Origin of the sequence: Brotomerdimonas butyrica (assembly GCF_025567305.1) — a bacterium.
GTDB classification, from domain to species: domain Bacteria; phylum Bacillota; class Clostridia; order Peptostreptococcales; family Anaerovoracaceae; genus Lentihominibacter; species Lentihominibacter butyricus.
Genome location: NZ_JAOQJP010000002.1, coordinates 255,525 through 267,336 on the forward strand (window position 1 = coordinate 255,525; position 11,812 = coordinate 267,336).

Below are 11,812 nucleotides of genomic sequence, written 5' to 3' on the forward strand. Positions count from 1 at the left end.
GGATCGGGGCCGGCGAAGCCGGCCTCTGCCATCCGCGCTGCCCGAAGGGAGCGCGGCAGTGCGGCAGCAGCGCTGAATGCCCATAAGCGCGATGCAGACCTGTGACCTGCGCTTTTACATAAAAAACGTGATTAGAAGCGGGACGTGCGCCCTCTCGCCCGAACAGCGGAAGCCAGTGCCGCAGCGGGCAAAATGTATAAAAATTCAAAATACGCATAAATGGGTTGACATATCTGCCAAAAGCGTGTAGACTGTAAAACAAAGTTGATAGAGGTGCGGTAGATATCAGTAATCGAACGGAGGCGGCAGCCGGTGAAGTCGATGAAAGGAGATACCGCCGAAGGATCCGGTCAGGCATGACGGATTTCTGGGATATGATAAAAGATATCATATACTCCTGCTCATAACGGGCAGAGGCGCTATCGATCCAGCAATGTTTGAAGTTTACTTGTTGCATCGATAGGATGCAACTTTTTTATTGTATAGGAAACGGGAAATATCAGTTATTTCCCGGATGGAAAGGGATGCACGGTCGGCGCTCAGCCACGGAAGCCGAACGGCGGCTGCGCTGAGGGCGCGAGCCAGGCAATACGTATGCGACGGCGCTGAATGCGCCGAGGACGCGGCCATAAAAGCCCGCGGCGCGGCGGCTGCAGGTTTTGCACCCCGGACCGGATCAGTATTTTTAAGGAGGAAATTAAAATGGCATTATTTACAGGTTGCGGAGTTGCGATCGCGACTCCTTTCAAGGCGGATGGTTCAGTGGATTTCGAGGCTTACAGAAATCTGATAAACTGGCAGATAGAACAGGGGATCGATGCGATCATCACATGCGGTACTTCCGGTGAGGCGTCGACTCTGGACGATGACGAGCACGTTGAAACGATCAGATTCTGCGTCGATGTAGCTGCGGGCAGAGTGCCTGTTATCGGCGGCGCAGGAAGTAATGACACGCGTCACGGTATCAATCTCGCAAAGCGTATCGAGGCTACGGGAGTTGACGGTCTGCTGCTCGTTACTCCATACTACAACAAGTGTTCACAGCAGGGTCTGATCGAGCATTACACTGCTACAGCTGATGCGGTTTCGATACCTTGCATCCTTTACTCGGTACCTGGCCGTACAGGCGTGAATATCGCTCCTGCAACTGCGGCTGAGCTCGCAAAGCACCCTAATATTGTAGGTATCAAGGAAGCCAGCGGTGATATCGCACAGGTCGCTGAGGTCTGCAGACTGGTTCCTGATGATTTCGCGGTTTATTCCGGAAACGACGACATGGTAGTGCCGCTCCTGTCACTCGGCGGAGTTGGTTACATATCGGTCATCGCGAATATCATGCCTAAGGAATCTGTGGAAATGTCGCGCAGCTTCCTGGATGGAAATATCGAAAGGGCAAGAGAACTGCAGCTTTCTATGAAGCCGCTCATCGACAGCATGTTTGCTGATGTGAATCCGATCCCTGTAAAGGTTGCTCTGGCTAAGATGGGAATGATGGAGCTGAATTTCAGACTTCCGCTCTGTCCACCGACTGCTGAGATCGACCAGAGGATCGAAACTGAAATGAAGAAAATGGGGCTGATCTAGGCGCATCTGGGCCGGAATGCTGACTTGGATGCGGCGAAGCGCGTGGGTGGTGAATGGTAGCGCCCCCGAGGGGCGCCCGAACATGTGAAGATGGTTTGCAACGTTGGGCGCGCCGGAGCGATCCACGAAGCTGGGCTGACACGTAGCTATGACCGAGATGTTTAAATATGCATCATGATAATTAATGTTTTCAAGTGAATAAATACCTCGACTGTCTATTTTAACGGTGATCTCGCCGATAAAACAGACAGTTTTTTTGTGCGAGCGAGTAAGCTCGAGTGGGCCTAAGCGGGTGCGAGCGGGGCTTAGCATCCATACCACCCCATTGCGAGCATGGATCTATACCCGATTTTATTTTTTCAGGCAAATGAGTATAAATCAATCCAAACCACACGAGCATCATCGGAGAAGATGTCGGTTATCACTGAGGAATCACCCTTTAATTTTGGTCACAAAGTTGGAGTTTTGTCATTTTGAGTATAAAAAATTTATCCGGATATGCTATACGAGGAAAAATTTCGGAGATCATATATACTCATATCATGCGTTTTCATGTAAATGCGTATAAAACCATATTACTTACAGTCAAAAATCTGCCACTTTTCCCGTCTAACTTGTCTATGAATGGTTTAGGCAGTCAATTATTTATACTCAAAATTGAAAAACAGCAGCCTTACTAAACAAAATGATCCCGCGTGCCGAACGCGGGATTTCCTCACAAAAAAATATCATGCCGGGGCGCATTCATGCGCCCCGGCGTTCCTCTAAAATCTAAATCAAATTCGGATCCGGCAGGATTCGAACCGTACTCGTCTCAACTCGTCTGAGCCCAGGCTCAAAGTTAGGCTCGGCGCCAGGCATGAAACTACCCAGCTCACCCCACTCATACTCGGCTCGACCTCAAACCCCGGACCAGCCTTTACTCGCACTTTGCAAGAAGCTTTTCCCACTGCTGATCAACGTACTGCTGAGCTTCGTCGATCATCCATTCATTGCCTTTCTTGAACATGTGCTTGAAACGACCCTGCTTCTTGAGGAATTCCTCAACAGGAAGCTTCTTTTTCGGCTCGTATGTCAGATGCCATTTGCCTTCGACGATCTCGTACATAGGCCATACGCAGGTGTCGACTGCCAGCTGGCAGATCTCTGCGAGATCTTCCGTCTCGTATCTCCAGCCTCTCGGACATGGGGACATCACGTTCAGGAAGCACGGACCCTCCGTGTAGATAGCCTTGTGCGCCTTTTCATGAAGATCCTTGAAGTTGCCAATGAATGTCGTCTGCGCAGCATAAGGGATATTGTGCGCAGCTATGATCGAAGTCAGGTCTTTCTTGTTCTGCACTTTGCCCGGGATCACTTTGCCGGCCGGCGAAGTCGTCGCGTCTGCGAATCGCGGAGTCGACGATGAACGCTGGATACCGGTGTTCATGTACGCCTCATTGTCGTAACATACGTAAACCATGTCGTGGCCTCTTTCCATAGCACCGGAAAGCGACTGCAGGCCGATGTCGTATGTGCCGCCGTCACCGCCAAACGCGATGAACTTGAAATTTTCCTTGACTTTTCCCTTTTTCTTCAGGGTCTTGTATGCCGCCTCGACGCCTGACATCGTTGCTGCGCCGTTGGCGAATGCCGTATGGATGTAGCTGTCGTAATAAGCGGTATGCGGATATATAAATGTAGAAACCTCCAGGCAGCTGGTCGCATTCGTGACTACAGCCTTGTCGCCTTCGTCGAGTGCTCTGAGCACGCCTCTCACGGCTATGCCTGCACCGCATCCGGCGCACAGCCTGTGACCGCCGGCCAGCCTCTCAGGCTTTGCCACTTCTTTTTTCAGATTATATGCCATTGTCGTGAACTCCTATTCTTCGTATTTCCTGTGATCGAATCCTCTTTCGCCGTAACGTGAATCTCTTACGCCTACATATCTGTACACATCGCCCGGATCGTCCGTCTCGTTGATGATGAACAGATCGTTGTAGATCTCGTAGTAATCCTCGACTGTGATGTCTCTGCCGCCGAGTCCGTAAATGTAGTTGATCGCATACGGCTTGTTCGGCAGGTCGTAGAGCGAGCTTCGCGCTTCATTGAAAAGCGGTCCGCCGCTGTTGGAAAAGCTCTCGGCCTTGTCCATTATCGCCACGGCCTTTACCTTGCACATCGCTTCCGCAAGAGGAACTCTCGGGAACGGTCTGAAAACTCTCAGCTTGATGAGTCCGACCTTTTTACCTTCTGCACGGAGTCTGTCGACTGCCTCTTTGCCCGTTCCTGCGCTGGAACCGATGACAACGAGTGCGACTTCGGCATCATCCATCATATATTCTTCAAAGAATCCGTATTCTCTGCCTGTAAGCTTCTTGAATCTCTTCGCAACGTCCATGATTATCGGCATCGCGTCTTTCATGGCCTGCGCCTGGGATCTCTTGACCTCCATGTAGTACGGCGAGATGCCGTAAGGGCCGACTGCCAGCGGGTTTTCCGACTTGAGCAGGTAGTTCTCGGGGTTGTATTCGCCCACGAACTCCTTGACTTCTTCGTCCTCGAGCAGCTCGATGTTTGAAACACCGTGGCTGGTGATGAATCCGTCCTGACAGATCATGATCGGAAGTCTGATCGTCTCGGAGATCGGCATCGCCTGGATGTAGTTATCATAGACCTCCTGGTTCGATTCTGCGTATATCTGTATCCATCCGGAATCTCTGGCTCCCATCGAATCCGAATGGTCGTTGTTGATGTTGATCGGGCCGGTCAGCGCTCTGTTCACGACCGCCATAGTGATCGGAAGTCTCGCCGACGCTGCCACGTAAAGCAGCTCCCACATATACGCCAGTCCCGCCGATGACGTTGCGGTCACAGCTCTTGCGCCTGCTGCCGATGCGCCGATGCAGACCGACATCGCACTGTGCTCCGACTCTACCGCCACGAATTCCGTGTCGACCTCGCCGTCAGCTATGTACTGTGAAAAATACTGCGGTATCTCTGTCGAAGGTGTGATCGGAAAAGCTCCCATAACGTCGGGATTTATCTGTTTCATCGCTGTTGCCACGGCTTCGTTGCCGGACATCCTGTCTCTTTTTGCCATTTACTTCTCCTCCTTAACAAAATCTATCGCATCGAACGGACAGACCTTCACGCAGATCCCGCAGCCTTTGCAGTGCTTGAAATCAAAATCGAGTCTCTTGCCGTCTTTTACCGGGATCGAGCTGTCCGGGCAGAACGGCACGCAAAGCATGCAGTGTTTGCATTTGTCTTCTTTGAACACGGGCATCATCACTCTCCAGTCGCCTGTCTCGACGAGAAGAGATGTAGCCGGTTCATATATCTCCGCACCTGTGGTGACTTCCTGCCAGGTGATCTTTTCGTTTATATCCTGTGCTCTCGTTTTCATTATGCTCATATCGCTGTTAACCTACCTTTACCTCTTCCATAGCTTTTACCAGTGCCTTCATGTTCCCCTCGATGAGGTTTTCCTTGTGCGCGAATTTGTGCTGGAAAGATTCTCTCATGTCTTTTATAAAGCGCTCGCTGTCGATGACGTTGCTGACTTTCACGACTGCCGCCAGCATAGGTGTGTTCGGGAAGTTCTTTCCGAGGGTCTCCATGGAGATCTTCTCCGCATCCACTACGCAGACTCTGCCTTTGTATCCGTTGAGGAGCTTTCGCACTTCTTCCGGAGTCTTCTTGCTGTTGATGATAAGCGCGCCGTTTTCCTTGAGCCCGCTCGTCACATCCACGGACTTGAGCAGTGTCTCGTCGACTACTACTACGTAATCCGGTGTATATATGTTGGAGTGCACCTTGCAGGGCTCATCAGTTATTCGGTTGTATGCCGTGATCGGGGCGCCCATTCTCTCAGGGCCGTATTCCGGAAAGCCCTGCACGTGTTTTCCTGAGCTGAAGGCAACGTCAGCCAGAAGCAGGCATGCCGTTTTCGCACCCTGGCCGCCTCTCCCGTGCCATCTTATTTCGACTGCCTCGTTTAATTTTTTTGCCATTTTGTTCACTCCTGTATTTTCATAGGTTTTATGATTTATCATTGGTTGTTTATTGTCTGATGTTTGCGATTCGCGGTTCGCTGCTTGCGTTCTGCTATCTGCTGCTTACGCGGCTGACAATCTGCCGTCTGCAGTTTTCGATTCGCAAAGGTGCCGGTCCGGCTCATGCAAAGGCGCAGGAAGCCGCCGATACCATGTATTAGACTACATGAAGCACGTCTTTCTGTCAATAGGTTTGGTGAAATTTTTTAGGATTTTACCACAAAAATTTTTCTTTGTTTTTGTTTTGATACACAAATTTTACAGCTGGTTTTTAGAGATTTTTGGGCAGATGCAGCGACGCCCACATATTTATGATACTGGCCCGCCGGGACCGGCGGGCTACCGCTCTACTCTTCCGTACTACCGATCCACCGTGACGTCTGCAAGCTGTGCGCCGGTGATCTCCTGCAGCGCCTTTACACTGAGCTCCATCTGAAGCCCGACCTTTCCGCCGCTGACTATGATATCGTCTATATTTTCCGCGGAAATATCGATGACTGTCGGGAACGGCTTCTTCATGCCGACCGGCGAACACCCGCCTTTGATATAACCCGTGACCTTCGTGATATCGCGGGCGTGGATCATCTCGATCTTCTTTTCGCCGAAATGCTTCGCCGCTTTTTTGAGATCCAGCTCCTCTGCGACCGGGATCACGCAAACGTAATTCGCACGGCTCGCGCCGACTGTGACCAGTGTCTTGAAGACCCTGTCAAGATCCTGCCCCAGCGTCTTTGCAACTGAAACCCCGTCGAGGAACCCGTCCGGTGCATCGTAAGTGTACATATTATACGGAACGCCTTCGGCCTCCACTATCCTGACTGCGTTCGTCTTATGTGTCTGTTTATCCTTCTTCTTAGCCATTTATCTCGCCTCTCTTCATCGCTGCGTATTCTTCGCGGAGCATCGAGTAGCATCTGAGCTCCGTCACTGTTCCGTCGTAGATCTTGTATGAATTTCTCAGTCTTCCCTCATATACAAAGCCGCACTTTTCGATCACGCGCTGGCTCCTGAGGTTCCTGTCACTCGTTGTTATCGCAAGCACTTCGAGTCCCATCACTTCGAATGCGTACTCGATCAGTTTCTTTGCGGCTTCGGTCATCAGGCCGCGCCCCCAGTACTCGCGCGAAAGTGAGTATCCCATCTCGCGGCTCTGTATGTCGGGGCGGAACTTGTCCTTTTCGAATCCGATGCTGCCGATCACCTTGCCGCTTTCCTTGTCTTCGATGGCCCATGACATTTTCTGCAGAAAAACTTCATTTATTATCATTTTGGACTCGGCCGGGCTGGTATGCGGTTTCCAGCCGGCAATCGGGCCGACCGCAGGGTCCTTTGCGTATTCGAAAACGTCGGCGGCGTCTTTTTTACTCCATTTTCTAAGATAAAGCCGCTCGGTTTCCAGCAGCGGCACTCTGTATTTTCTCATATTTTATTCCTCTTATCTTTCTACTGATATGATACTAAGCTTGTGGCGTAAAATCAACCGGTTATGTGGAGGCGGAGCGAGGAGATGCTCGCATGGGCGTACGATCTGCGGATCTTATAGACAGCTAAAAGATTGATACCTGACTGAAAAATTGATATACTTAACTGATATGAAAAAGTTTATGAATCTTACTGAAAAGCAACTGCATATCTTCGTCATCGCGGTCATCGTCATCGCGGTAACAGGGCTATCTGTTGCGCTGGCGATCCTCGGCAGCAATATTTACAGGAATTCCGCCGAAAACAGGTCTCAGCAGGCGTTTTCAGATGCGGTCGGATTTTTTACAGCGGAAATGCGGCAGTGCACTGATTTCTCTCAGGCAAGGACGGCTTCTCTAGGCGGAAAGCTCCCGGCGCTGGTTCTCTCAAGGACCGACGAGACGAGTGGGGAAGTCCGCGAAACATGGATCTACAGCAACAACGGATATCTCATGAAAAATATCGCTGCTGCCGGAAAAAATGTCGATCCCGAATCCGGAGAGAAGATCATGCCTATGACGACCGCTGATTTTCGTGTGCCGGAACCCGGGCTGATCGAGATCACTATGGTTATGAAAACCGGTGAAAGTCACACGATAGCGCTGAGTCTGGCAAACGGCGCAGGGAACTGATGGAGGAGGCAGCCGATGATAAAACAGATGACACAGAAAATATCAAAAAAAGCAGTGCTGATCACCGCTGCGGTAACAGCTGCAATACTGATCATCGCTGTCATAGCGCTTTGCGTCTGCATGTTCGTGAGAGCGGACAAATATTATGCTGAAGCCCGTCTGCTGGATCGCGCCGTCATCGAATCGACTTCGATCGCGGAAACTCTCAAAGCATCGCATGGCGATCTTACAAAAGCGAGTCAGCTGATGACGTCTCACAGTCAGATCGATATCACCGAAAATACGCTGACTCTTTATTATGATGACAAACTGAATCCGACATCTCAGGCGGCACACACCTGCCGAGCCGTCATCACCAGAACCTCAATAAGTGATGCAGGAAACGCTTTTGAATATACAATCAGCTTTTTTGCCACCGATACAGGTGCAGAATTTTACAGCATTACATTCAAAGCGCTGTAGGAAGAAAACAAGAAGAAAGGAGGGGAGGTTTCATGAAAGCTAACAACGATGCGCGCTCATCTGAACAGTATGCCGACACCGGCAGACGCCAGATGAATCCGAACAGTGAGCGCAGCACGAGTGCGAGCAACAATCACGGCAAGAGACAAACCGAGCGTGATAAATCCAACAGATGCGACAGGCGTGACAGGGTCAGCAGATTCGACAGACGCGACAGCTACCGGCGAACGGAGCGAAATGGCGGCAGTTTTTATGATGCGGTCAGCGATATACTTCCTTTCAGGCTTACCTTTGTATCTGCGGCCGTAATGATCGGGATCGTCTTCGTCGTATTTGCAACGACCTGCTTCGCTGCGATAACGCTTTCATCGGCATCCGAAAAGCTCGACACTGCAAAGTCAAACGCCCGCAGCTATGCCGACTACTACGATGCGGAATCGACCGCTGTCGATATACTCACGATACTCGCATCTGACGACGGCAATTCGCTGGCTGACAAAAACGGGGAGCTGAAGTACCGTCCGGACGGAGACAACAGCACCGTCATCACTATTTCAAGAAACGGCGGCAGTTTTTCTTTTGATGTGCCGGTCAGAGGATCTGTCGGATCATCTGCAGGCTTCGACGCCTCTGCCACGGACACCCTTTCCGGGAATGGTAAAATCGGCGCACAAAAAAACCTCCATGTGATCGCGCAGATCACTGAAGGTAATATAACAGTCATAGAATGGTATCTCCGGGACGCGAACTGATCGAATCCGTGCAAAACACATTGTCCGAACTCTAGAACGTATGCGTTCCATACGCAAAATGATTGCTGTGCTCAAGGTCCTCGAGCAGCTCACTGTCACCTGCAGCATTTGCAGCTTTTGCAGCATCGTAAGTATCTTTCAGCATCGCTGCAAGTCTCACCGCTTTTCTTCCCAGACCGTATGCAACTTCTCTGCCCTTTACTTTATCGCTCGTCTTTCCATAAGTAGCGACCCAGCCCGCATCGACAAAATCATTGCAGCTGTAAAAGCTCTGCAGCGCCTGGAGCGTGCTGGCAACTCCCGCACTGCCGCAGGTTATAGCTGTCGCAGACACCTTGCCGTTCCCTATCGGCATATATGCCAGGGCGCGATCCATTATCGCCTTGCACTGCGCAGTGACGCTGTAAAAATACACGGGCACTCCAAAAATCACGACATCTGATGATGCGATCGCATCGTGTATCTGCTTTATAAAATCATCGCCGCATACACAACTGCCGGTCTTTGCACATGCCCAGCAGCCTCTGCAGAACTTGAGCTCGTCATCAGCCGCCTCGTAAACGCCCATGCGCTTTACCTCGACTTCGACGGACCCGGTAAATCCGGAGGCGGATCCTGAATAGGCAGAGCCGGCGTCTGCACCTTTGCCCGCACCTGACGACACTGACAGACAGCCCGCGATCACTTCATCGAGAAGCTGATCGGTATTGCGCCCCTTCCGCGGGCTAGTATTTATCGCCAGTACTTTTATCTTCTGTTTAACCATATCATACCTCATATCATGCGGAGAGCCGCCGTCACCGCAGCGGCCCGGCTGTCCTGAAGCCCATCACATACTACAGCTACACACTTCTGCCTGGACACGCAGCTGCCAAAAGAACGCACTGCCCTTCCTACTCGGTCGTGCTCAGGACCTCCTTGTTCTTCTCGACCTGACTTATCTTCATCCTCGAAACGTCAGCCGGATCGACTTCCTCCTTGAGCGCGAGTATCGTCGGCCCGAGGTAGACAGTCTTGAGAATCTCGCCATCGAGCGATATCTTGCTGTACTCCGTGAAGTTCTGTCCTTTGATGTAGTAATTCTCGCCTATCTTCACGACCTCGTCGATCCTGATATCCTTGACGCCCATCTTCAGCTTCGTCGGCTCGTAAGGGTTCTTGCCACCGTATATATACTGCTTGCCGTAAAGCATGTCGTACGACAGTGCTTCGAGGTTCGCGAGATAGTTTTTGTCGCTTTTGTGGTTCTGCTGGTATTTGTTCATCATGCCGACCGAAATATCAAGTCTGCTGAGGACATCAGACGTCAGCTCATATGCATTGATGTCCTTGTCCTGCTTTTCCATGCCGAAATTGTTCCATATGATGTACTGAGTTTTGTAAAGCGATCCCGATTTCATGTCGCTTTCTTCCATGTCGAGTGCCGGCAGATGGTCTCCATACATGATGAGCACGACGTCCTCATCATATGATGCGAGAGTATCCGTAAGCTCCTTTACGAAAAGATCCATCTCGTACACCTGGTTCGCATAGTACTCATACGTCCAGCGCTGCTCCTCTGAATCCGCCTTCGTCACCGTGACTGAAGGGTTCTCGATCACCTGTTCGGTCGGGTACTTGCCGTGACCCTGAACGGAGATCGTGTATATATAGTCAGTGCCCTCGGTACTGTCGAGTGCGTCTACTATCTGCTCTGTGAGGAGCGCGTCCTTCGCCCAGTTTTTCGGCGTCTTCATCACGTTGTTCATGTATTCGAGGCTTGTGAACGTGTCAAATCCCAAATTTGAAAATACTTTGTTCCTGCCGTAAAATGCGCCTCTGTGGTTATGGATCGCATGCGATGAATATCCGAGCTGCTTGAGATCATAAGGAGTCGACTCGCATGTCGTCGTTCTCAGGATCTCCTTGTACGGATATTCTCCGGGTCCGAAGAACTTGACGCTCATTCCCGTCATCACTTCAAATTCGACGTTTGCAGTTCCCGCACCTACTGCAGGGACTGTCAGGTAGCCTGATGAATATTCCTTCATAAGCTTCCTGTAGTTCGGCGTCGGATCTTTGGAAAATTCCAGCCCTTCGACCTGCGTCGGATCTATGAACGACTCAAGCTGCAGGAATATGATATTCGGCTTGTTTGCCACATCCGTATCGTCATCCTCGCCCGGCGTGTAAATACCGTCGTCGCCCAGCTCTCCGCTCTTGAAGATGCTCTTTATTTTTTCTTCAGAATAGCCGTCCGGCTTGCCGATACCTTTATCCATCCATGTCACCAGGAATCCGTACGGAACTCCGTTGTCTCTGTATCCGTATGCCAGGTTGCCGAAGAACGTATCCAGCACACCTGTTCTGATCGCAGCCTGGAACGCACCGACCGTTATCAGTGCGATCACAACGATCGTCGCAACAGCCTTCTTATAGTTCACCTTTTCCTTGAGTCTCGGCGCTTTACGGAACAGTATTATGAACGCGAATACAAGCGCCGCTATTCCCGCAAGAGACAGTATTATAGTGAGCGGCTTGAAATATGTCGACACTATCGACATGCCGTCTTTCAGACTCTTCAGGTCGTATACCGTGAACGGCGTCATCCTGTTGGAAAGTATGACACCATTGATTATGCCGAGCGCAAGCCATATGAGCGACAGCATGCACATGGCGAACACGCGCCGCCTGAACAGCAGCGCCAGCGATATGACAGCAAAGATCAGCAGTACATTGCACAGAGATACCAGCGGGCTCTGCACCAGAAACAGCACCCCCTGGATCAGTGAATGTCTTGCAAGAGTTTCTATAATAAGATCAAGAACTATTGCTGTCACAAATAATAATACAACGTAATTCTTCAGATATTTGTTGCAGAATTTCTTCAGCTTTTCCATCTTTC

General features: G+C 50.8%; 12 protein-coding genes and 1 riboswitch. Of the genes, 4 read left to right on the forward strand and 8 right to left on the reverse strand.

What is annotated here, in order from left to right; translation table 11 throughout:
- Positions 1-260 precede the first annotated feature (260 nt).
- Positions 261-430, forward strand: a riboswitch (Lysine riboswitch).
- Between the two features lie 272 nt (positions 431-702).
- Complete coding sequence (gene dapA / locus OCV59_RS02505; protein WP_147592837.1) at positions 703-1,584, forward strand: 4-hydroxy-tetrahydrodipicolinate synthase; 882 nt, start codon at positions 703-705, stop codon at positions 1,582-1,584.
- A gap of 919 nt (positions 1,585-2,503) precedes the next feature.
- Here the strand turns inward: dapA and OCV59_RS02510 are convergent.
- The 6 genes from OCV59_RS02510 to OCV59_RS02535 all read right to left on the reverse strand — a co-directional run bounded on the left by OCV59_RS02510 (position 2,504) and on the right by OCV59_RS02535 (position 7,044).
- Positions 2,504-3,433 (reverse strand): thiamine pyrophosphate-dependent enzyme, encoded by a 930-nt coding sequence (locus OCV59_RS02510; protein WP_147592839.1) that lies wholly within the window; start codon positions 3,431-3,433, stop codon positions 2,504-2,506.
- Between the two features lie 12 nt (positions 3,434-3,445).
- Positions 3,446-4,666, reverse strand: a complete 1,221-nt coding sequence (gene porA / locus OCV59_RS02515; RefSeq protein ID WP_147592841.1) for a pyruvate ferredoxin oxidoreductase — start codon at positions 4,664-4,666, stop codon at positions 3,446-3,448.
- On the reverse strand, positions 4,667-4,972 hold the full coding sequence (locus tag OCV59_RS02520) for a 4Fe-4S binding protein (RefSeq protein WP_147592952.1): 306 nt from the start codon (positions 4,970-4,972) through the stop codon (positions 4,667-4,669).
- Positions 4,973-4,988: 16 nt separating this feature from the next.
- Complete coding sequence (locus OCV59_RS02525) at positions 4,989-5,579, reverse strand: 2-oxoacid:acceptor oxidoreductase family protein (RefSeq protein ID WP_147592843.1); 591 nt, start codon at positions 5,577-5,579, stop codon at positions 4,989-4,991.
- A 402-nt stretch (positions 5,580-5,981) separates the two neighbouring features.
- Entirely contained in the window at positions 5,982-6,482 is a 501-nt protein-coding gene (gene ybaK / locus OCV59_RS02530; protein ID WP_147592845.1) for a Cys-tRNA(Pro) deacylase, read from the reverse strand.
- Entirely contained in the window at positions 6,475-7,044 is a 570-nt protein-coding gene (locus OCV59_RS02535) for a GNAT family N-acetyltransferase (protein WP_147592847.1), read from the reverse strand. The genes ybaK and OCV59_RS02535 overlap by 8 nt, the downstream gene beginning before the upstream one ends.
- A 181-nt stretch (positions 7,045-7,225) precedes the next feature.
- Between OCV59_RS02535 and OCV59_RS02540 the strand changes: the two genes are divergently transcribed.
- The 3 genes from OCV59_RS02540 to OCV59_RS02550 are packed head-to-tail and all read left to right on the forward strand — an operon-like array spanning position 7,226 to position 8,928.
- Positions 7,226-7,714 (forward strand): DUF4860 domain-containing protein, encoded by a 489-nt coding sequence (locus OCV59_RS02540; protein WP_262584062.1) that lies wholly within the window; start codon positions 7,226-7,228, stop codon positions 7,712-7,714.
- A 15-nt stretch (positions 7,715-7,729) separates the two neighbouring features.
- Positions 7,730-8,176: a hypothetical protein gene (locus OCV59_RS02545; RefSeq protein ID WP_147592850.1), complete on the forward strand. Its 447-nt coding sequence runs from the start codon at positions 7,730-7,732 to the stop codon at positions 8,174-8,176.
- Between the two features lie 32 nt (positions 8,177-8,208).
- On the forward strand, positions 8,209-8,928 hold the full coding sequence (locus OCV59_RS02550; RefSeq protein ID WP_147592851.1) for a hypothetical protein: 720 nt from the start codon (positions 8,209-8,211) through the stop codon (positions 8,926-8,928).
- 31 nt (positions 8,929-8,959) lie between these two features.
- Here OCV59_RS02550 and OCV59_RS02555 read toward each other — a convergent pair whose 3' ends face one another.
- Together OCV59_RS02555 and OCV59_RS02560 are read right to left on the reverse strand one after the other, a co-directional pair.
- Positions 8,960-9,694, reverse strand: a complete 735-nt coding sequence (locus tag OCV59_RS02555) for a flavodoxin family protein (protein ID WP_262584063.1) — start codon at positions 9,692-9,694, stop codon at positions 8,960-8,962.
- A 127-nt stretch (positions 9,695-9,821) separates the two neighbouring features.
- Positions 9,822-11,807 (reverse strand): LTA synthase family protein, encoded by a 1,986-nt coding sequence (locus OCV59_RS02560; protein WP_147592854.1) that lies wholly within the window; start codon positions 11,805-11,807, stop codon positions 9,822-9,824.
- Positions 11,808-11,812 lie beyond the last annotated feature (5 nt).